This is a genomic window from Mucilaginibacter sp. SG538B, from assembly GCF_013376065.1.
GTDB classification, from domain to species: domain Bacteria; phylum Bacteroidota; class Bacteroidia; order Sphingobacteriales; family Sphingobacteriaceae; genus Mucilaginibacter; species Mucilaginibacter rubeus.
In genome coordinates, this window is sequence record NZ_JABMJI010000001.1 from 2,044,198 (window position 1) to 2,064,836 (window position 20,639).

Genomic DNA, 20,639 nt, shown 5'->3' on the forward strand with positions numbered 1-20,639 from the left:
GGGGAACTTCTTCACCCGTTTTGCGTTGGTTTTACATTTACATTCCAATCTTCTGATGTTAGCTCAATTGTTTCCATAGCCTGATAACATAGGCGTTGAATACTTTGGGCCGATAAATTCACTTCAATGAAATACTCATTTTCGAGTTTTCTGATTGCTCTAAATCTACTCTTGTCTTTGCCAATGTATCGTGGAAAATTATAGGCCAATACTTCAAATTTGGCAGGTTCAAGATCGGCCACGACGTTTAAAGTTTTTTCCATTACGTCCCTCCAGCTTTCCACCGGAATTTGTTGACCGAGAATAGTTAACGAAATTGGGCTTGTTCCCGTAACTTCTGTTAAATCAGTGGGTGAAGAATTGTCACTTCCAAAGAAACCCCAAATGGTTAAAGCTCTTTGTGTTAAAACTTCAGCTCTTTCTTCGATATCCTTCCTCGTCCAAGTCAAATTATTCTCGAAATATTTATTTAATTCAAGATGACTTTCAGTTAGAGTTTGCTTTTTTGTTGTGAATGACTCGTTTGACAGCTCTGAATTATACCCGGTTAATGTTAAATTTCCAATAGTGTGTAAATATAAATCGTGTGTTTCTTGCCAATCGTCACCAAGGGCATTTTGCCACCACTCAGAAATTGTCTGAGGCATTATATGCTCAATTGATAGATTGTTGAAAGGAATTACTTCTTTATGGCCGAAACCTTCTTCGAAGGTTTCTAATATCAATTTCGTTTTTATCTGCCTATCACCTGCTCCATAGAATTTTGCATCTTTGAATCTCAAAGAAAACTCATTATCTTTTGGATATCCTCTACCTTGCAAAACTGTTTTAAGTCCTTCAACGATGTTTTCTGAATATTTAGGTATAACTTGTGGGTATATTGACGGAAAGATTTTATTTAATTGATTAGAGGGAACATTACAAACAAATCGTCTGATCAAATAATTTTCAAGAATTTTTAAAATATCTACAAATTCGCCTCTTGATATTATTTTCTTTTCATAATCGTCATAAAAATTTAGAAGTAATGGATATGCGGTAGTTACTTCAATTCTATTTAACCTTTTGAAATATTTTTTTAAATTATTTTCTGGCTCTTCATCCGGTTCTATGAGACGTTTGTAATAAACAGAAAACTTTTTTAGCTCTCGTAAATAATCTATCGCATTCGAGACAGAAACACTTTCTTTTAAAGAGTAATAGACATCTCCCAGTTTTATTGTATTTCCATTTCGCATTAAAAAGTGTCTGATAAATTCGGTTAAGTTATCATCTAAAGATTTTTGCATTGGAAGCCAATAGGTGTTGTATATTTCTTCTTGGCTATCGATATGGATTCTCATGAAAAAATAATTTCTTATTAGATCCGACTGAGATAATGCGCGTCCTTTAGCATTTAAACTTTCAAATACCAAGTACGGATTATCATCAGAGTCAAGCACGATACTTACGACGGAAAAATAAGTTGTAATTATTTTTTTTAATTTATCCGATTCTATTTCTTGTTGGCGAAATTTTTTGTCAAAGAATACATACGCTTTTGTTAGTTGATTATCAATCTCGTTTGGACTCCCATTGATTAAATTTTGAAAAGCTGTTCTATCAACCTGGGTTGGCAGTAGCTTAAAATAGTCTACTCCATCTTTATACTGATTTACTAAAAGAGTGTTGTTTATCTCATCAGCGAATCTATTATTTTGATTCTCCCGTGCCTTATTTCTTAAAAGAATAAGCAATATAAATATGGTTGTTATTCTTTGTTGACCATCAATAAGCAGATATTTCGCAACTCCTTCTGGTACGGAGGTTGTAGGCATATTAACAATAGAGCCAATAAAGTGAGTCCTTGGAGTTTCTAACTCATTAATTTCTAATAAGTCTTTCCATAATGTATCCCATTCTTTAATTGTCCAACTATAAGTACGTTGAAATAATGGAATTACATACTGTTTAGTGCCTTCTATAATGTCTTGGAGTTTAGTTTCTTTTGCTTGCATGAAATAAGAGATTAGGTTAATCTTAATCTAAGATAGTGCGTTTAATTTATTAAATAAAAAAGGCCAACTGATTTTTCAACCAATTGACCTACGTATAAAAAAAGCGTCTTGAACCTTGATTTGCCTGATTAGAGGATTTTCATGAATTGGTTGATTACTTCAACTTGCATAGTTTTCAAGGCAATCTTTTAATCCTAAAATCAAAGTTTTGCTGTCTCATGCAAACCACATTCTTTTTTGGATTGATCTTCCCACCACCAGCGGCCTGCACGAAAATCTTCACCTTCGGCTACGGCACGGGTACATGGCATACAGCCGATGCTTGGGAAGCCTTTATCATGCAGTGAATTATATGGAATATTGTATTGTTTAATGTAAGCTTTCACTTCGTCAAGCGTCCAGCTAAAAATAGGGTGGAACTTTACCAGTTGGTTTTGCTCGTCCCATTCCAGGTCGTGCATATCGTGGCGGTTAACCGACTGCTCTGCGCGAATGCCGGTAATCCAAATTTTGTTGCCTTTTAAAGCGCGTTTAAGCGGTTCTATTTTACGGATCCCGCAGCATTCCTTACGGTTTTCAACCGACTCGTAAAAGCTGTTTGGGCCTTTTTTGCTTACCATCTCTTCCAATAGTTCATTATTCGGATAGTAGGCATGTATAGGCTTTTGGTACCGGTTCATTGTGGCCGCCCAAACCGAATACGTTTCGCGGAAAAGCCTGCCGGTTTCAAGAGTAAATACTTTTATAGGCAGGTTATTGGCAAATATCATGTGACTGATCACCTGGTCTTCCCAACCAAAGCTGGTTGAAAATACAACTTCGCCGGGGAAAAGCTCTGCCAGTTTAGTCAGGGCTTCAACGGGCGAGAGTCCGGTGGTTACACCTTGTAGTTGTTGTAATGCGGTGCTCATTTTATATAACCTTAGTAATAAACATTATAATAGAACGGATACTGATGAGGATAACGATTACCGATACCGCCACCATGATAGTTTTTGCTGAGATCTTGTTAGAGATCTTAGCCGCAATTGGTGAAGCAAGCGCACTGCCTAAGATAAGCCCTCCGACAGCCTGCCAGTGATCGCTGCTTACCATGGCTATGAAGGTTATTGAGCCCATCATTGCCACAAAAAAACGTGAAAGCTTAACAGTGCCTAACGAAAAACGTGGGCTCCGGCCACCGGCTATCAGGGTTGATAGCACGATTGATCCCCAGCCACCGCCGCCAACAGCGTCAATGAAGCCACCGCCTAAACCAAGCAGCGAAATGCGTTTTACCTTATCTGCCGATTTTTTCTTTTGTGTGTTAAATGCTTTTCTGAAGATCACTATACCTAATATTAGCGTATAAACCGACACAACAGGCTTGGTATACATGCTATAATGCTCAAGTGATGATAACAAATACGCTCCGGTAACCGCGCCTAAAATACCCGGAATAACCAGTAATTTAAATAATCTCCAATTGATGTTTCCCATTCGGTAATGCATCCAACCGGCTATACCGCAACTCATGATCTCGGAAAGATGTACGCCCATGCTGGCCGAGGCCGGAGGGATACCCATAGAAAGAGAGAATGTGGTTGAAGTAACTCCGTATGACATACCAATGGCGCCGTCGATCATTGCAAATACAAACCCGGCACCTAAAAAATAATAAAAGATAGGATCGATGCCGGTTACGAAGTGCTTAAAGTTCGGCTCCTTGAAATAAAGTGCCGTTATACCAATGGCCAGCGATATGATAATGGTTGACCAAATTAGCCAAATGAAATTTTTCCGGTTAACAGGTTTTGGTTCAACCAATACGGAGGTTACGCTATTTAGTTTTTTTACCTTGTCGGCAAAATCGCCTTCAAGGGTATTTCTTAGTTCGCTCATTTGCTGCAAAGTAATGTCGAGTTCAGCAGGGAGGCTTTCATTTAATACTTCTTTTAATCGTTTTGCCACAGTGGGTGATTTTCCATTGGTAGATATGGCTAATTTCAGGTCACCCTTTTGCACTATCGATCCCAGGTAAAAATCACATAATGCAGGCTTATCGGCTACATTGATCAGTAGCTTTCGGTCGTGAGCTGCGCTGCGGACATAGCTGTTAAGCTCACTATCATTAGTAGCAGCGATAACAATATCGGCGTCGTTCAGGTCGTCGTCGGTAAATGATTTTTGTATAATGCGGATGCCCGGATATTGCGATGCAAGTGTGTGTACCTCGGGCAAAAACTCGCGCGAAATAACGGTTACCCTCGCGCTGTTGCTGTTATTAAGCACAGCGGTAAGTTTTTCCAAACCAACATTACCGCCGCCTATAAGCACAGTATGCAAGTCATTCAGTTTTAAAAAAACAGGGAAAAGCTGATTGCCTTCCTGTTTCATATCCTGAATATTGGTTAAACTCCTATCCCCGGGCAACAACGTCATAAACTTCTTGTATCAGTTGGAATTTTGGATGAAGCGACACTACCTCGCCTAAAACAATAATTGCGGGCGATGAGATCTTGCTTTCTTCAACAGCATTAACAATTGTATCTACTGTAGCAACAGCTATTTTTTCATCATCTGTCGATCCGCTTTGGATAACGGCTACAGGTAGTTTGTTCCTGCCTTGCAGCTTAAATATTTCAGCGATCTCGGCCAGCTTATGGATCCCCATCAATACAACCACTGTAGCATTTGAGCGTGAAGCATCAATAAGATCGTTAGAGATCTTGCCGTTTGCAGTAGTGCCTGTAACAACCCAGAAACTTTCGCTTAAACCACGATGCGTAACAGAGATCTGCTGTAATTCGGGCACGGCTATCGAGCTTGAGATGCCAGGAATAACTGAAGCCGGTATCTTATGCGCTGCAGCAATAATGAGTTCCTCGTATCCGCGACCGAATACAAATGGATCGCCGCCTTTTAACCTAACCACATGGCCATAGTTTTTGGCATAATCAACCATAAGGTTGTTAATAGCTTCCTGCGAAAAGGTGTGATCGCCTGAACGTTTGCCAACGTAAACTTTTGTTGATGTTTCGGGAGCGTATTCAAGCAGTTCTTCATTAACCAACGCATCGTATAAAACAACATCAGCTGTTTTTAAAGCTTTGATGGCTTTCACGGTTATCAGGTCGGCGTCGCCGGGACCGGCACCCACCAGTGTGATGCGTGGTTCTTTTATATTTTTATTAGTTTCAGTCATTATTGTACAAGCGCCTCTCTCTTATCCTTGCTTCTGCTTAAAAATTCTGTAGCCTGTGCTAAATATGTTGTGGCAAATTCTTGCGACGGCTCATTTTGGTTGAGTTGTAATACCAGATCATTAAAGCTCCCGTTCAATTCAAACTCGCCTTTTTCAACGTATTGCGCATCAAACTCGCGGATCACGCCAATTTGCGTACTGCTGTTAACGGCTTTGTCAAGCAATAGCGCTTTTGCTGAGCTAACAAAGACATTATAAGCATGATAAATAGCGTCAGCCCAGCGGCCATCAGCATAAGCTTCGTTAGCCCAGCCTAATTTTTCTTCCGATTCAAACAGGAGGGTAGCTACCAGGTCGATGATCACACCGGCGCATTCACCTACGCCTATAGCGGTAACAAATGTTTCCTGGTGCCCCCAGTCAATATATTCGTCATCGGTAAGAGTAGTTAAATCGGCAAGTGGTTTCAGCAAACGGTAAAAATAATCTTTACCCTGTCTGTCATAATATTCATGGTAAGTTTCACCCTCGGGCGAAAACTCTTTATAGTCGTTCAATAACCACCTTAGCACATCGGTAGCACGTTTGGTAGGTACTTTGATCACCCTTTCGGCAGCGCGGCCAACGCCGTCGCCAACGGTACCGCCGCCTAACATTACCTGTACAGAAGGTAATACTTTAGCACCCGCTTTAAGCGAACTGCCGTGAAAACCAATGTGGGCCAAACCATGCTGGCCACATGAATTCATACAACCGCTTATTTTGATTTTGATTTCGCGGTTATAAATAAAGTCTTCGTATTCGTTATAGATCAGATCTTCCAGTACGCGGGCCATGGTCATGCTGTTGGAGATACCAAGGTTGCAGGTGTCTGTACCCGGGCAGGTAGTAACATCAGCAATGCTATCAAAGCCCGGCGCAGCCAGTTCAAGCTTAGCCAGGCCTTCATATAAAGCAGGCAATGCTTCCTTTTGAACATATTTTAAAAGCAATCCCTGGTTTTGAGTAATGCGGATCTCGTGACCAACCAATGGTTCTAATGTTTTAACCAGTGCACGGGCAGTATCCGATGAGATATCACCTACAGGCACTTTAATATACACGCCGTAAAAACCTTTTTGTTTTTGCTCAAAAACGTTGGTAGCCAGCCATTGCTCATAGCGCAAAGGGTTACTGATGGTTACCTCAGGATAGCTGTCAGTTGGTGGTAAAGCCGGGACATCAACAGCATCCAAGTTGATAGGGTATGATTTTACTTTGTTGGCGGTGCGCTCGATTTTGGTTAAACGCAATACCTCATCCAAACCTAATTTTTGGATAAGGTATTTCATACGGGCTTTGTTGCGGTTATTGCGTTCGCCGTAACGGTCAAAAACACGGATTACTGATTCGATATAAGGGATCAGCTGATCTTCTGGTAAAAATTCTTCAACAATACTGGCTAAAATTGGCTGTGCACCTAAACCGCCGCCAAGCATGATCTTAAACCCACGTTCGCCATTGGCGTTTATTTTAGGGATAGCACCGATATCATGAATGTATGAAAACGCTGTGTCCTCATCGCTTGACGAGAAAGATATTTTGAATTTGCGGCCCATTTCCTGGCATATCGGGTTACGCAGAAAATAATCAAACGTAGCATATGCGTAAGGGGAAACGTCAAATGGTTCTTTTGGGTCGATACCTGCAGTAGGAGAGGCTGTAACATTACGCACGGTATTACCACATGCTTCGCGCAGGGTGATGTCATCCTGTGCAAGCTTAGCCCAAAGCTGGGGTGTACGGTCAAGACTTACATAGTGGATCTGGATGTCCTGGCGGGTGGTAAGGTGGAGATTACTGCTCCCAAACTCGTCAGAAATCTCGGCAATCTTCAATAGTTGCTTAAAGCTAACTTTACCAAAAGGTAGTTTAATACGTACCATTTGCACGCCTGGCTGACGCTGGCCATAAACACCGCGCGCCAAGCGCAAGCTTCTGAATTTTTCATCATGAATTTTACCTTCACGAAAAGCATGGATCTTTTTTTCAAGATCTATAATATCCTTCTCAACAATAGGGTTCTCCAGTTCCGTTCTGAAGCTCTGCATATTCTATGTATTAATCTTTTATAAAAAAGCCCCTTTGGCTGTGGCTAAAGAGGCATATATGGTTAAATATTACGTTTACAGCCTCGTTTTCTCATTGCACATATAGCAATAAGTCAGCTGGTTAAGACAAGTAATATTAATGCTCTCACGATTCATTTCCCAAATATATATATAGTATACGGAAAAAGTAGCATTTAATTTAAAAAAACTGTGTTATGACAGTTTTATGAAGTTTTAAAATTAAACGCTGATGAGGGTGGTTTCGCGTTTGATGATATCGGCGATGCTGGTTTCGCTTAATATTTTAAGTGTGGCATCTCTTACATCAACAAATACATCCCTTATGCCGCAAGTGCTTTCCTGGTGGCATTCATCGCATTTGTGGTAAAAGTTTAAGCTGGCGCAGGGCACCATGGCAATAGGTCCGTCGGTTATACGCATGATACTTACCAGGAATATTTCTTTGGGATCGCGGTTAAGGCTGTAGCCACCACCTGCTCCTTTTTTGCTGTAAAGAAACCCCGCATTGCGCAGATCAAGCAGTATCTGCTCAAGAAACTTTTTAGGGATTCGTTCAATTTCGGCAATCTTCGAAATTTGCATAGGCGGCTGGTCCATGTTCTTGCCAAGAACCACAAGTGCCTTTATAGCATACTTAGTTTTTTTTGAAAGCATTTTCTAAAATAAAACTCACAAAGGTAAATAAAGATATTCTCTAAATTAACTATTTTTTCGAGTAATATTATAGATTATATAGAAAGGATATTTTATACAGACATTGTTATATAAAAGTTACAACTGATGCCTGTCTGAATGACCGAGGCTTTTACCCGGGTTAACTTTATCACGAACGGCCTGTTTTAACTCTTTGATTTCTGGGAAATGGCCATCAAGCTTGCGGTCAAACAGCGTTTCTTCATCAATGCTTATCGTATATCTGCCGCTCACTTCGCTTGGTTTTAAGGTAACCCCATTTAGGTCATCGGTAAAGGTTGTAAGCAGTTCCTGGGCCATATAAGCGGCACGCATCATCCAGTTGCATTTTGGGCAATATTCAATAATTATAGTTGGTTTCATGCTGTTGTGATTGGTTGCTTTGCTACAATAAATCTATCCTCAGTATGGGTACTTAAAACCTTAAGTTCGTCACCCACAGAAATTATGCCTGTATTTTCATGTACCAGGTTTTGTCCAAACATGATCTTATTGTTTTTCATACGGTAAGAAGCCAGGGTTTTTAGAGGCTCCTTAGCTTTCAGGGCTGTTTGCTGATCGATGGTGGTTAACACACAACGTGCGCAAAGTTTTGCCCCGTAGAAGGTTATCCCTGCTATTGTTATCTGGTTCATCAGGTCCTCGCTATAAGCATCACCGCCGGTAAAAACTATATTGGGACGAAAGCGGTTCATTGGCAAAGGCAATGGCATTCGTTTGTTAAGGTCATTAAGCGAAGCCTGCCCAATAAGCAGGAAAGGATAGGCATCTGCAAATGAAGTGATAATGCCGGGTTTGGCGTAGCGCTGGTCAACTTCGCGTTCACTGTCATCGGGCATGTAAACGAGGCGGCATTTCATATTGAGTGCTTCGCTGAACCACTGGTCAAATCCATTATTTATGTATTGTCCCATGCAGGTGTCGTCCCATACAGTAAATTGTTGTAAGGGGTTTCTTTCGCCATTAAATGGAATTAATAATGACCCGCCCGAATGATGATGTACAGCTACACCATCAGTTTCTACTGTCGTTTTGATCAGTGCCATTTGCGGAAACTCCCGTTGGGTTATAAAGTGCCCGTGTTCATTAACCAGCATCCAACGCCTGTCGTGTTGTAAACCGCGACGGGTAACCTCCGCATTTTGTACCGCAACGCCGCCCAATGATTTAATAGGGTAGATGTATAATTCGCTTACTTGTAGCATGGGGTAAAAATAAATAAAAGAACCATGATTTTCAGGATTAGAGGATTTCATGATGGCTGAATAAAACTTATTATCAAGGTAATCCATCAATCCCATAAATCGTGGTTCACACTTTTCTTCACAATCGATTGCTATATCGATTTTTAATTAATATAATTGTTTTATCCAATCTCAAAACCAATTTATAAACTATGCCATTAAGTAATATAAACGGCAAGGCTAAGGCTAATAATACCTATGATGCCATTGTAATAGGGTCAGGCATCAGCGGTGGCTGGGCAGCAAAAGAGTTATCCGAACTTGGCTTGAAAACCATTATGCTTGAACGGGGCCGAAACTTTGAGCACATTAAAGATTATAAAACTGCTAATCAGGACCCCTGGGACCGACATCATGCCGGAAAGCCAACGCAAGCCCAACGTAAACAACGCCCCGTAATTTCACGTAATTGGGGAGCTTCCGAACCTATTATGGATTACTGGACCGACGAGCAAGCCGCTCCGTATACCGAGATCAAACCCTTTAACTGGTGGCGTTCATATCAGCTTGGCGGTCGCTCCATTTTATGGGGAAGGCAAAGCTATCGCTGGAGCGATTTTGATTTTGAAGCAAATGCTAAGGACGGCTGGGCTATTGATTGGCCTATCCGCTATAAAGATCTTGCACCCTGGTATGATCATGTAGAGAAATTTGCAGGTATAAGCGGCTCATTGGAAGGCTTACCACAACTGCCCGACGGTCATTATTTGCCCCCGATGGATATGAATTGGGTGGAAAAAGATGTAGCTGCCCGCATCAAGAAAAATTACAACGGCACCAGGCATATGATCATTGGTCGCTCGGCCAATTTAACTGCTGCTATTCCGGGACGTACGGCTTGCCAGTTCAGGAACAGGTGCTGGGAGGGTTGCCCTTTTGGCGGATACTTCAGCACGCAATCGTCAACATTGCCAGCGGCTTTGGCTACAGGCAATCTAACCGTGAGGCCATATTCTATCGTCACTAAAATATTGTATGATAAAGATACTAAAAAGGCCAGAGGGGTGGAAGTGCTTGATGCCGAAACCAACCAAACTTATGAGTATTATTCAAAGATCGTTTTTGTAAACGCCTCTGCTTTGAACAGCGCCTGGGTATTGATGAATTCGGCTACCGAAATTTGGCCTGATGGTTTGGGCAGCAGCAGCGGAGAGTTAGGCCATAACATTATGGATCATCATTACAATCTCGGCGCAAGCGGATTGGTTGAAGGTTTTGAAGATAAATATTATTACGGTCGCCGGGCCAACGGTATTTATGTTGTGCGTTTTGCCAACCTGTTTGGTGATAAACGCGATTACCTGCGTGGTTTCGGTTACCAGGGCGCGGCAAGCCGTATGGGATGGAGCCGTGAGATTGCTGAATTGAACATTGGAGCCGACTATAAAGACGCACTTACAGAGCCAGGTCCGTGGACTATAGGCTTAAGCGGTTTTGGTGAATTGCTGCCTTATCACGAAAATAAAATTACCCTTGATAAAACCCGCAAGGACAAATGGGGGTTGCCTATTTTAGCGATGGATGCTGAGATCAAAGAAAACGAAAAGAAAATGCGCTTTGATATTGTAAGAGAAGCCAAAGCGATGCTTGAAAGTGCTGGTGTAAAAAACATTGAAACCCACGACCGCGGCCACAACGTTGGCGATGGAATTCACGAAATGGGTACTGCAAGGATGGGACGCGACCCCAAAACATCAGTATTGAATGGCAACAACCAGGTATGGGACGCCAAAAACGTCTTTGTTACCGATGGCGCAGCTATGACCTCATCAGCGTGTCAAAACCCATCATTAACGTACATGGCAATGACGGCCCGCGCCGCTCATTTTGCTGTAGATGAATTGAAGAAAGGGAATTTATAATTTAGTGATTAGTGAGTGGTTAATTAGGTGAATGGTTTGGCACGAATTGTCAAGTTTTAATTAACCACTCACTTGATCAACCATTCATCAAACATAAAACTCAATACTCACTTAATCAATATATCAACCACTCACCAACTATGAAAAAACTACTTACCATTTGCCTTTTAATAGGCGCACTAATAAGCCAGGTACTTGCTAAAGATAAGGTACTGATATTTTGTAAAACCGCAGGGTTTCATCATAATTCCATAGCGGTAGGTGTGCCTGCAATAATTAAACTCGGGCAGGAGAATAATTTTGATGTAGACAGCACCACCAATGCCGCAAAGTTTACTACCGATAATTTAAAACAATATAAGGCGGTAATATTTTTAAACACCACCGGCGATGTTTTAAATGATGCCCAACAAACTGCATTTGAGCAATATATTAAGGCCGGCGGCGGTTTTGTTGGTGTTCATTCCGCAACAGACACCGAGTATGAGTGGCCATGGTATGGTAAACTGGTAGGGGCTTATTTTAAAAGTCATCCAAAACAACAGGAAGCAACATTACATGTGGTCGACCGTAATTTTATTGCCACTAAACATCTGCCCGAAACCTGGAAGCGATGGGACGAATGGTATAACTATAAATGGATAGGCGATGATCTGCACGTACTGATTAAAATTGATGAGAAAAGTTACACCGGCGGCGAAAATGGTGACAATCACCCAATGGCATGGTATCATAACTTCGATGGCGGCAGGGCTTTTTATACCGAATTAGGTCATACTGATGAATCATATGCTGATCCATTATATTTGAACCATCTGTTAGGTGGTATCAAATATGCAATGGGTTGGAAATGAACCATGATTTTAGGATTTAAGGATTTCTTGATCCTATTATATTATAAAAAGAGAAGGCCTGCGAATTCGCGGGCCTTCTCTTTTGTACTATCATGGCAATCCCCAAATTATGGTTCCTAGGCATGTTGTATCGCTTCAACGAGTGCCTTATTGTGCTTATATCTGAATACGAAAGGGAAAACAATTGCAATTACAAGAGCATACCCGGCAAACGTAAGCCAGATCCCATGCCAATCTTTACCACCGCCCGGCAGCAAAAAGAAATGATCGATAATAAGGCCGCTTGCGATGCTTCCGAAGAATGCCCCGAAACCGTTTACCATCATCATAAACAGGCCTTGTGCACTTGCCCTGATATCAGGAGTAGCCTGTGTTTCAACAAACAGCGAGCCCGATATATTGAAGAAGTCGAAAGCCATGCCGTAAACGATGCATGATAAAACAATCATCCATAAACCACCTGCCGGATCGCCAAAGGCAAAAAGGCCAAAACGCAGCACCCAGGCCAGCATGCTGAACAGCATTACATACTTAATACCAAACTTACGCAGGAAGAATGGGATCAGTAAAATGAAAAACGTTTCAGAAAACTGGGAGATGGACATGATAATGGCCGGATATTTTACGCCGACCGAATCTTTATAAATGGCTATATTTTTAAAGTCTTGTATAAAGGTATCACCGTACGCATTGGTAAGTTGCAGTGCTGCGCCCAAAAGCATCGAAAATGCAAAGAAAATAGCAAACTTTGGATCTTTGAATAGTTTAAAGGCATTTAGCCCCAATGAATCAACAAACGATTTGTTATTTGCTTTGGCCGAAAGTGGCGGGCATTTAGGAAGACTAAAAGAATAAATGCCAAGTGCAAGAGCTACGGCCGATGCAATATAAAACTGGTTGGGAGAGGTTTCGTTATGTGTGAGGCTCACTGTCCATAATGCGGCTATAAACCCGATAGTTCCCCAAATCCTGATAGGGGGATAATCTTTAACTACATCTTTGTTGTTACTTTTTAACGCCGAATATGCCACTGTTATTGATAATGAAAGGGTTGGCATATAAAAGATCATGTTGATCAGCATTACCCAGAAAAAGGCGGAAGGACTGGTAATTAAAGGCAAGGTAAATAAGGATGCCGCCCCTAAAATATGCATGATACCGTAAAGCTTTTCAGCATTGATAAACCTATCGGCTATGATACCGGTAAGGGCAGGCATAAATATTGCCGAAATACCCATGGTACTGAAGATTGCCCCAAATTGTGCGCCCGACCAATGTTTATCCTGGAACCAGTATGCACCAATGGTAAGCAACCAGGCACCCCAGATAAAAAATTGCATAAAATTCATCAGTATTAAGCGGAACTTAATATTCATATGGTACCGGGTTTAAATAATTTTAGTCAGTGTTAAATTAAAAGCGGAAAGTAGTGAAATAAATGTAAATCAGAAAGCTACAAGTGTAGAAATTACGATTGTTAAACAGAAATCCGGGGTTGGATTTCTGTTTAATATTATTATTTGTGATAAATTATCTTTTGGCAAATCCGAAATCGAAAATCCGAAATCATTAGGATGCTTTACGCTTGTTCAGTTCATCGCGGATCTTGGCGGCTTTTTCGTATGATTCTTCGGCCAGGGCTTCCTGGAGTTTGGTTTTCAGCTCCTCGGTACTGATAGAAGCATAACCGCTCACTGATGCGCTCACCGATTTTTCTTCGGGCGTTTCGTTGATATTTTCCAGGTAAACAAAATCGTTGCCTTCTATAACAATGCCCGCAGTTGAAAGAATAAATTCATAAGTGAAGATAGGACAGTCAAAGCGTACAGCTACTGCAATAGCGTCAGAAGTGCGGGCATCTATTTCTACAGAACGCTTTCCGTCGCTGCAAACCAGTTTGGCATAAAATATCCCATCAACCAAATTATAGATGATCACTTCCTGAACTTCAATCTGGTAAGCCTGGGCGAAGCTTTTGAACAGGTCGTGCGTAAGCGGGCGGCTTGGGGTCATTTTTTCTATTTCGATAGCGATAGCCTGAGCTTCAAAGCTTCCGATGATAATAGGTAAGCGACGACGGCCGCTAACTTCACCCAAAACAAGTGCATAGGCGCCCGATTGAGTTTGACTGTACGATAAGCCGACAATATCAAGCTTTATTTTTTTCATGTTATTCCCCATCACACCTGTATTTATGCTGAAGCTTTATATTCTTTAACGGCTGCTATTAATTTAGGGAGTACTTCAAACGCGTCGCCCACAATTCCGTAATCTGCTACCTTAAAAAACGGTGCTTCGGGATCTTTGTTTATGACTACAATAATTTTTGATGAACTTACCCCGGCCAGGTGTTGAATTGCACCTGAAATACCGACTGCAATATACAAATTTGGACTGACAGCTATACCGGTTTGTCCAACGTGTTCGCTATGCGTCCTCCAGCCAGCATCTGATACAGGTTTTGAACATGCAGTAGCTGCGCCTAAAAGTTCGGCAAGTTCTTCTATCATGCCCCAGTTTTCGGGGCCTTTTAAACCGCGACCGCCCGAAACAACGATTTCAGCATCAGGCAATGAAACTTTATCCGTTGAACGAACGATTTCTTTAATCATCGCCTTAAAGTCTGAAGCTTTAGTTTCAACACTAAAGTCCTCAACCTGGGCAGTACCGCCAGTTTCAACAACTTTATAAGAGTTGGGCACAAGCGCAATAACTTTTATGGCGGAGGTAAGCTCGACAGTTGCGAAAGCTTTACCTGAAAATGCTGTCTTTTTTACTTTAAACGAGCCGCCTGTCTGTTCAGGTAAAGCAACCGCTCCGTCGGCAACACCGGCTTCCAGTTTAACACCTATCCGGGGCGCTAAACCACGACCCGAAAATGTGTTTGATAGTACCACAACAGCCGAACCTTCTTTTTTGGCCGCCTCGGCTATGACAGAGGCGTAGGCCTGGTTTACAAATTCCTTCAATTTATCTCCTGATACATTAAGCACTTTATCTACACCGTATTTACTTAATAAAGCTAATTCGGTGGCGTCAACGTTGCCTATTGAAACAGCGGTAAGGGAAGTATTATTTTGATCGGCAATGGCGCTTGCATAAGAAACGGCTTCAAAAACTGATTTCTTGAATTTGCCCCCGGTATTTTCCGCATATATTAAAACTGACATATTTATCTGTTAATGATTTAGATCATAATTTATATAACACGCGCTTCGGTATGCAGCAGCTCAACCAGTTTAGCAGTATCATCAGCAGGTATAAGCTTCACCTGGCCGCGTGGAGCAGGTGTTTCATAACTAATGATCTCCGAAAATGTTTTTATCTCAACCGGTTCAACAACTGTAAGTGGCTTGGTTCGGGCAGACATAATGCCGCGCATATTGGGTATTTTGGGTTCGGCCACACCTTCGGCCGTACCGGCTACAAAAGGATAGGGAATAGTTAAAACCTCTTTACCACCTTCAATCTCACGCTCAACGGTTGCTTCTGTGTCAGCGGCATCTAATTTTTTAATGATGGATACCGATGGCAGATCAAGCAGTTCGCCAAGCATACCAGCAACTTTTGATCCATTATAATCAATAGATTCACGACCTGTCAGGATCAGATCAAAAGGATTTGATTTTACATATTGCGCAATCTGATATGCTACATACCAGGCATCGTGCGGTTTAGCGTTTATTCGTATCGCATCGGTAGCGCCAATGGCCAGGGCTTTACGTATAGTGGCTTCTGTATTTGCTTCCCCAACATTTATTACAGTTACTGTACCTTTACCGCCGTCTGTTAGTTCAATGGCGCGGGCAAGTGCAATTTCATCATAAGGGTTAAGTATAAACTGAACGCCGTTTGTATTAAATTGCGTGTTATTATCAGTAAAAGTTATTTTTGTGGTGGTATCAGGAACATTACTTATACATACCAGAATCTTCATATCAATAGGTTTTTGCAAATTTAGTTAAAAAAGATAGAGTTTAAAATGGAGTTAAGCAGATTGAATAAGCTGTTGGAATTTATAAAAAATGAACCGGATGATGAGTTTCTGAAATATGCCTTGGCAACAGAATATCTGCGTCTGAATGAGACAGATAAGGCTCTTGCTTATTATGAAGACCTGGTAAATAACCACCCCGGCTATACAGGTACCTATTATCATTTGGGTAAGCTTTATGAAGCGCTAAACCGAAAGGATGACGCCATTAAAACTTATGAAGCCGGTATGAAAGTGACAAAAGAAAAGCGCGATAACCATGCTTTTTCTGAATTGCAGGCAGTATATAGGCAGGCAATGGGTTTTGAAGAAGACGATGACGATTATTAGTAGTTCATAGTTAATGGTTAATAGTTCATGGTAGCTCCGCAGTATTGGCTCGTCCATTTTTCGTGAACATATCTATGATCTGCCTGCTATGAACCATGATCTATGAACTATCTGCAAAAAACTATCTGCGAATATACAAATGAAGAAACGGCAACTATTATTTCTGCGGGATGTGCTAATTTATACTTTTACCGCTTTTGGCGGACCGCAGGCCCACATTGCTGTTTTGCTGCGCGAATTTGTTGAAAAACGAAAATATATTACCGAAGATGAGTTGATGGAGCTTAACGCCTTATCGCAGGTATTGCCCGGCCCTTCGTCAACCCAAACACTGGTTGGGATAGCCTGGAAAGTGGGTGGACTTAGGCTGGCTATTATTACATTTTTAATTTGGATCCTACCCTCGGCCACTATTATGTGTATGGCGGCTATCAGCTACAGTATGGTTGCTAATAAGGCCAAATTTGCTCATGTAATCAGTTATGTACAGCCTATAGCGGTAGGCATAGTTGCTTATGCCACTTATACATTTGCCAACAAATTTTTAAAAACCAGGATCAGCACCATGCTGGCAATTGGTTCACTGATTGTGACACTCATCCTTCAAAATGCTTATGCCTTTCCGATACTCATATTGCTTGGCGGCATTATATCGTCGGCCATGGAAACCCAGCAGCATGAAAACGAATTGAGGGTAAAACTATATTCAAATGTAAATCCTAATAAAGTAGCATACTTTATAGGGATTCTGCTTTTTTTCGCTGCTTTAGGTGCGGTTGTAAATCAAACGTCCCCATTAAGTTTACCAATCCGTTTATTTGAAAACTTTTACCGCAACGGCATCCTTATTTTTGGAGGGGGACAAGTGCTGGTACCACTCATGTATACCGAATTTGTTGAGGTTAAGCATTACTTAAGCCGGTCGGAGTTTTTGTCGGGATATGCTTTGCAGCAGGCTTTGCCGGGGCCTACATTTTCATTTACTTCGTTTTTGGGCGGCATAACGCTTGGCAACAAAGGAAACAGCATTTGGGGGCAGGTAATTGGGAGCCTGGTTGCTGTTATTGGCATCAATACACCAGGCCTTATCCTGATCCTCTTTATTGTGCCGTTTTGGGAGGATCTGAAGAAGATTACACGTATAAAAAACTCACTGAGCGGTATAAATGCAGTAGCTGTAGGTTTTATGGCTACTGCGCTGATTTTACTGGTAAGGCCTTTTGGCTTAAATTGGACAGCCTATGCCTTAATGGTCGGTACGTTCCTGGTGCTGCATTTTACCAAAATAAAAACACCGATAGTGATCATTATCGGCGTGGTTTTAGGAATAATATTTTAGCCTCCTGGCCCCCTAAAGGGGAGGTTAGGGAACCCAGGGATTACTTTTAACGGCATCATATTCCACAATCAGCAATTGAGAATTACCTTTAATCCTTTCTCCAACTGTTTTATCAATTTTGGTTTATCAGCTACAAAATGCAGTGAATTTGCCATAAGCACCCCATTCAGCAACCTAACGCCGATCTGCTCATTTACAAAATCGACTTTTCTGAAATCTATTTTGACGTCATCACTAAACGCAGGAAAATGTTGTTGTGTTTTGTTGATGGCTGTAATATAACTTTCCGGAGGCAGCAAGCTTGCAAGGGCAAACCTAAATATGCCGTTTTCGTAACCCGGATCTGCACAGCATTGTGGATGTTCACTTGTTATTCCTTTTTTATAAGCGCTATAGCTCCGGGCTGTTGCAGGCCTGAAATGAGGATCTAAAACTCTTCGGCCGTGCTACGGCTGTCAATAAAGGGCGAACTACAAAGATTTATAATTAAAAGCTTGTAATCAACGATGAAAGTCCATTCTGATGTTTGATTTTTTTTATGGGTAACCAGGTCTTCGCAGCCGAACGCATAGTCGATATCTAATACTATCCGGAAACTTCCCTGGCCTGTGTTCTCATCAAATTTGATCCTGTCGAAATTTAAACGGGTTACTTCCGGCGAACCTTCCGGCCTGAATTCGCGCTCAAGCGCATGTTTAAGCTGTTCGTAGTTTGCTGAAAGAGGCTTAAATATAACATTCAGAAAACTTAACAAGCTGGCAGGTTCATCCTTTAGCTCATCGAGCTGCCCTTTGTGAAGTTTAATTTGCAAGCTGTTTATCATCAAAACAAAATTAAAAACAAAGCCGGATTAAATGAAATGCGAAATAGAACGAGTGTTTTTGCGCATTTTGTAAAAAAAAGAGCCGGATAAATTTTGATGCCGAACTGGATATCCTAAGTTAAAAAGAATTAAAAGAGGAATGCCTTATTTTTATTTTTTAATTGTTTTTATTACAATAATTACTAAATGAAATCGATTGCTTTTGAATATTTTTCAAAACCAAAGTATGTCCCGTTTCTTAGGATGTATCAAGAATGTCTCCGCTATAAATCTTAACTTTTAAATGGCCCGTTTAGTAAAAAAGGCTTGTTAGAGATCCTGGTTTTGAGTAAAGTGATGATTTTTTAATATTTTTTTAATAATTGTTGTTTTGACAATAAAAGTTTTTACATTTAGCTTTCTATAGTAGCCCAACCTATTTAATTATAAACCAGTTAAGACCAATTCATGGAGATTTTGAACGATGCTCATATTATTGAGCAATTAAAATTGGGGAACAAGGAAGCCTTTGAAGCAGTATTTAAAAAATACTATAAGCTGCTTAATGTATCGGCCTTTTATATTTTACGGGATGAAATGGAAGCTGAAGATACCGTTCAGGGTTTTTTTGTTGATCTTTGGGAAAGACAATTATATACCAATATTAATTCGTCATTAAAAGCTTATTTAACTACAGCAATCCGTAACAGATGCCTCAAAAAAGTTGAAAGCGAAACACGAACGCAAAAAAAATTGGTAGATTACAAATATACACTTACCGAAATAGAGGAGGAAGAAACACCTGTACCGGAAATTTATCCTGAAAAAGTGCTGGCCGATTTGTCGATACAGCGGATGCAGGCTTTTACGCTGGTGCATTATGAGCATAAAAAGTATAAAGATGCGGCCCTTGAAATGGGCATTAGCATAAATTCTTTGAAAACTCATTTAAAACTGGCAATAAAAACTTTAAAAGAAGGGTTAAAGAGTGCCAAATAAGTTCACCCTTTTTATCCATAATGAGGTCTTATAAATAATGACATACAATAAAGCGTATTTTCAGGAACTGATAATTGAGCAAATTACAGGCGTAATAAGTGAGGAAGACAGTCATTTGCTTGAACAGGCTATACAAAATGATCCCCGGATTAAACAACTGTGGGATGAAATGCAACAGGTACTTACTTCAAATAAAGCTCAAACCTTCTTTAATAATATTGATGAAAATAAAGCCTGGGATACAATCCAGGCCGAAATAAAGCCGGTGCGATCGATCAGGCCTGGCTGGGCAGGCGCAGTAAAATGGCTTTCTGTAGCAGCTTTATTATGCATCGCGTTTACCGCAGGATATTATTGGCGGCAAATGCCTGTTAATGCTCTTGTTGCTGCAAAAAAGAATCTTAAAACACCGGCCATTGAGCTACGATTGGCAAACGGGCAGCATATCAACCTGTCTGATACCAGCAAAAAGGTGATCAATATGTCGTTTGCTCATTTAAAGAAAAGTGTTAACGGTTTAAGTTACCAGGTGGATAATAGTAAAAGTGAAGAGTGGAGCACACTCGTTATTCCTTCAAAATTAAACTACCGGATAGTACTTTCAGACGGTACACAGGTTTGGTTAAATTCTGTATCGAGCCTGCGCTTCCCGTTTTCATTTTTAGGCAAAACCAGGGAAGTGTACTTAACAGGCGAAGCTTTTTTTAAAGTTGCAAAAAATGCTGCCCACCCGTTTATAGTTCATACAGGCCAAACTGATGTAAAAGTTTTAGGTACTGAGTTTAACGTAAATACTTATCATGCCGGTGAAACAGTAACTTCGTTGGTTGAAGGCTCGGTATCAACAAGCGGTCAGGATAAACAAAAAATGCTTTTACAACCTGGCTACCAAGCTGTTTATACATCGGGGGCTGGGTTTCGGACCCAACCATTTGATTCTGCTGTTGAACTGGCCTGGATGAATGATATTTATTATTTCCATAACATTAAACTTCACGATATAAGCGATGTGCTGCTCCGCTGGTTTGATGTAAAAGTGGTTTTTGACGATCCAGCGAAAGCCGACGAAGCATTTAGTGGTGCTATTCAAAAAAACAAACCAATTGAAGTTTTCATTCAAAATATTAAAGCATCTGCAGGAGTTTCGGCCCTTTTAAAGGAAGGGGTTTTACACATCAGGTAAGAAAGCGCCACGGTTAAACCACAACCTGTTTCCCGGTTATTTAATGC

19 protein-coding genes are annotated in these 20,639 nt (G+C 41.0%); 6 read left to right on the forward strand and 13 right to left on the reverse strand.

The features are described 5' to 3' along the window. Window positions 1–11: 11 nt before the first annotated feature. From FHW88_RS08180 to FHW88_RS08215, 8 genes are all read right to left on the reverse strand, one after another. Window positions 12–1,997, reverse strand: coding sequence for a DUF262 domain-containing protein (locus FHW88_RS08180; protein WP_176624520.1), 1,986 nt, complete (start codon window positions 1,995–1,997; stop codon window positions 12–14). A 200-nt stretch (window positions 1,998–2,197) separates the two neighbouring features. Beyond that, window positions 2,198–2,908: a phosphoadenylyl-sulfate reductase gene (locus FHW88_RS08185; protein WP_176624522.1), complete on the reverse strand. Its 711-nt coding sequence runs from the start codon at window positions 2,906–2,908 to the stop codon at window positions 2,198–2,200. 1 nt (window position 2,909) lies between these two features. Continuing rightward, entirely contained in the window at window positions 2,910–4,373 is a 1,464-nt protein-coding gene (locus FHW88_RS08190; protein WP_255485227.1) for a TSUP family transporter, read from the reverse strand. A gap of 22 nt (window positions 4,374–4,395) precedes the next feature. Continuing rightward, entirely contained in the window at window positions 4,396–5,181 is a 786-nt protein-coding gene (cobA, locus tag FHW88_RS08195; RefSeq protein ID WP_176624526.1) for a uroporphyrinogen-III C-methyltransferase, read from the reverse strand. Further along, the gene (locus tag FHW88_RS08200; protein WP_176624528.1) at window positions 5,181–7,271 is read right to left on the reverse strand and encodes a HEPN domain-containing protein; all 2,091 of its coding nucleotides are present in this window, start codon (window positions 7,269–7,271) and stop codon (window positions 5,181–5,183) included. The genes cobA and FHW88_RS08200 overlap by 1 nt, the downstream gene beginning before the upstream one ends. Window positions 7,272–7,511: 240 nt before the next feature. Beyond that, on the reverse strand, window positions 7,512–7,946 hold the full coding sequence (locus FHW88_RS08205; protein ID WP_090525408.1) for an RrF2 family transcriptional regulator: 435 nt from the start codon (window positions 7,944–7,946) through the stop codon (window positions 7,512–7,514). 117 nt (window positions 7,947–8,063) lie between these two features. Then, entirely contained in the window at window positions 8,064–8,348 is a 285-nt protein-coding gene (locus tag FHW88_RS08210; protein ID WP_090525410.1) for a SelT/SelW/SelH family protein, read from the reverse strand. After that, window positions 8,345–9,190, reverse strand: coding sequence for an MOSC domain-containing protein (locus tag FHW88_RS08215; protein ID WP_176624530.1), 846 nt, complete (start codon window positions 9,188–9,190; stop codon window positions 8,345–8,347). Before FHW88_RS08215 ends, FHW88_RS08210 begins: the two co-directional genes overlap by 4 nt. A gap of 191 nt (window positions 9,191–9,381) precedes the next feature. On the opposite strand from FHW88_RS08215, the gene FHW88_RS08220 reads away from it, so the two are divergent. Together FHW88_RS08220 and FHW88_RS08225 are read left to right on the forward strand one after the other, a co-directional pair. Continuing rightward, complete coding sequence (locus FHW88_RS08220) at window positions 9,382–11,091, forward strand: GMC oxidoreductase (protein ID WP_176624532.1); 1,710 nt, start codon at window positions 9,382–9,384, stop codon at window positions 11,089–11,091. Window positions 11,092–11,231: 140 nt separating this feature from the next. Then, the gene (locus FHW88_RS08225) at window positions 11,232–11,945 is read left to right on the forward strand and encodes a ThuA domain-containing protein (RefSeq protein WP_176624535.1); all 714 of its coding nucleotides are present in this window, start codon (window positions 11,232–11,234) and stop codon (window positions 11,943–11,945) included. Between the two features lie 116 nt (window positions 11,946–12,061). Here the strand turns inward: FHW88_RS08225 and FHW88_RS08230 are convergent, their stop codons facing one another. The 4 genes from FHW88_RS08230 to FHW88_RS08245 all read right to left on the reverse strand — a co-directional run bounded on the left by FHW88_RS08230 (window position 12,062) and on the right by FHW88_RS08245 (window position 15,882). Continuing rightward, a complete protein-coding gene (locus FHW88_RS08230) occupies window positions 12,062–13,321 on the reverse strand; it encodes a nucleoside permease (protein WP_176624538.1) in 1,260 nt (419 codons plus the stop codon). A gap of 193 nt (window positions 13,322–13,514) precedes the next feature. Continuing rightward, entirely contained in the window at window positions 13,515–14,114 is a 600-nt protein-coding gene (locus tag FHW88_RS08235) for a bifunctional nuclease family protein (protein ID WP_091164922.1), read from the reverse strand. A 23-nt stretch (window positions 14,115–14,137) separates the two neighbouring features. Further along, window positions 14,138–15,115: an electron transfer flavoprotein subunit alpha/FixB family protein gene (locus FHW88_RS08240; RefSeq protein WP_176624540.1), complete on the reverse strand. Its 978-nt coding sequence runs from the start codon at window positions 15,113–15,115 to the stop codon at window positions 14,138–14,140. 29 nt (window positions 15,116–15,144) lie between these two features. After that, the gene (locus FHW88_RS08245; RefSeq protein ID WP_090525420.1) at window positions 15,145–15,882 is read right to left on the reverse strand and encodes an electron transfer flavoprotein subunit beta/FixA family protein; all 738 of its coding nucleotides are present in this window, start codon (window positions 15,880–15,882) and stop codon (window positions 15,145–15,147) included. 45 nt (window positions 15,883–15,927) lie between these two features. On the opposite strand from FHW88_RS08245, the gene FHW88_RS08250 reads away from it, so the two are divergent. Together FHW88_RS08250 and chrA are read left to right on the forward strand one after the other, a co-directional pair. Continuing rightward, the gene (locus FHW88_RS08250) at window positions 15,928–16,269 is read left to right on the forward strand and encodes a tetratricopeptide repeat protein (protein WP_090525421.1); all 342 of its coding nucleotides are present in this window, start codon (window positions 15,928–15,930) and stop codon (window positions 16,267–16,269) included. A gap of 139 nt (window positions 16,270–16,408) precedes the next feature. After that, window positions 16,409–17,608 carry a chromate efflux transporter gene (gene chrA, locus FHW88_RS08255; RefSeq protein ID WP_176624542.1) on the forward strand — a complete coding sequence of 400 codons (1,200 nt, stop codon included), beginning with the start codon at window positions 16,409–16,411 and terminating at the stop codon, window positions 17,606–17,608. Window positions 17,609–18,035: 427 nt separating this feature from the next. On the opposite strand, the gene FHW88_RS08260 is transcribed toward chrA, so the two are convergent. Further along, window positions 18,036–18,431: a hypothetical protein gene (locus FHW88_RS08260; protein ID WP_176624544.1), complete on the reverse strand. Its 396-nt coding sequence runs from the start codon at window positions 18,429–18,431 to the stop codon at window positions 18,036–18,038. A 447-nt stretch (window positions 18,432–18,878) separates the two neighbouring features. On the opposite strand from FHW88_RS08260, the gene FHW88_RS08265 reads away from it, so the two are divergent. Together FHW88_RS08265 and FHW88_RS08270 are read left to right on the forward strand one after the other, a co-directional pair. Continuing rightward, window positions 18,879–19,409 carry an RNA polymerase sigma factor gene (locus FHW88_RS08265; RefSeq protein WP_176624545.1) on the forward strand — a complete coding sequence of 177 codons (531 nt, stop codon included), beginning with the start codon at window positions 18,879–18,881 and terminating at the stop codon, window positions 19,407–19,409. 37 nt (window positions 19,410–19,446) lie between these two features. Next, entirely contained in the window at window positions 19,447–20,592 is a 1,146-nt protein-coding gene (locus tag FHW88_RS08270; protein WP_176624547.1) for a FecR family protein, read from the forward strand. Window positions 20,593–20,639: the final 47 nt, after the last annotated feature.

What these genes read in the sequence shown, in the direction of transcription:
- FHW88_RS08185 (WP_176624522.1), bottom strand. Translation starts at nt 2,908, where the DNA reads ATGAGCACCGCATTACAACAACTACAAGGTGTAACCACCGGACTCTCG.
- FHW88_RS08200 (WP_176624528.1), bottom strand. Translation starts at nt 7,271, where the DNA reads ATGCAGAGCTTCAGAACGGAACTGGAGAACCCTATTGTTGAGAAGGAT.
- FHW88_RS08220 (WP_176624532.1), top strand. Translation starts at nt 9,382, where the DNA reads ATGCCATTAAGTAATATAAACGGCAAGGCTAAGGCTAATAATACCTAT.
- FHW88_RS08225 (WP_176624535.1), top strand. Translation starts at nt 11,232, where the DNA reads ATGAAAAAACTACTTACCATTTGCCTTTTAATAGGCGCACTAATAAGC.
- FHW88_RS08250 (WP_090525421.1), top strand. Translation starts at nt 15,928, where the DNA reads ATGGAGTTAAGCAGATTGAATAAGCTGTTGGAATTTATAAAAAATGAA.
- chrA (WP_176624542.1), top strand. Translation starts at nt 16,409, where the DNA reads ATGAAGAAACGGCAACTATTATTTCTGCGGGATGTGCTAATTTATACT.
- FHW88_RS08265 (WP_176624545.1), top strand. Translation starts at nt 18,879, where the DNA reads ATGGAGATTTTGAACGATGCTCATATTATTGAGCAATTAAAATTGGGG.
- FHW88_RS08240 (WP_176624540.1), bottom strand. Translation starts at nt 15,115, where the DNA reads ATGTCAGTTTTAATATATGCGGAAAATACCGGGGGCAAATTCAAGAAA.
- cobA (WP_176624526.1), bottom strand. Translation starts at nt 5,181, where the DNA reads ATGACTGAAACTAATAAAAATATAAAAGAACCACGCATCACACTGGTG.
- FHW88_RS08210 (WP_090525410.1), bottom strand. Translation starts at nt 8,348, where the DNA reads ATGAAACCAACTATAATTATTGAATATTGCCCAAAATGCAACTGGATG.
- FHW88_RS08215 (WP_176624530.1), bottom strand. Translation starts at nt 9,190, where the DNA reads ATGCTACAAGTAAGCGAATTATACATCTACCCTATTAAATCATTGGGC.
- FHW88_RS08180 (WP_176624520.1), bottom strand. Translation starts at nt 1,997, where the DNA reads ATGCAAGCAAAAGAAACTAAACTCCAAGACATTATAGAAGGCACTAAA.
- FHW88_RS08270 (WP_176624547.1), top strand. Translation starts at nt 19,447, where the DNA reads ATGACATACAATAAAGCGTATTTTCAGGAACTGATAATTGAGCAAATT.
- FHW88_RS08245 (WP_090525420.1), bottom strand. Translation starts at nt 15,882, where the DNA reads ATGAAGATTCTGGTATGTATAAGTAATGTTCCTGATACCACCACAAAA.
- FHW88_RS08260 (WP_176624544.1), bottom strand. Translation starts at nt 18,431, where the DNA reads ATGATAAACAGCTTGCAAATTAAACTTCACAAAGGGCAGCTCGATGAG.
- FHW88_RS08235 (WP_091164922.1), bottom strand. Translation starts at nt 14,114, where the DNA reads ATGAAAAAAATAAAGCTTGATATTGTCGGCTTATCGTACAGTCAAACT.
- FHW88_RS08205 (WP_090525408.1), bottom strand. Translation starts at nt 7,946, where the DNA reads ATGCTTTCAAAAAAAACTAAGTATGCTATAAAGGCACTTGTGGTTCTT.
- FHW88_RS08230 (WP_176624538.1), bottom strand. Translation starts at nt 13,321, where the DNA reads ATGAATATTAAGTTCCGCTTAATACTGATGAATTTTATGCAATTTTTT.
- FHW88_RS08190 (WP_255485227.1), bottom strand. Translation starts at nt 4,373, where the DNA reads ATGAAACAGGAAGGCAATCAGCTTTTCCCTGTTTTTTTAAAACTGAAT.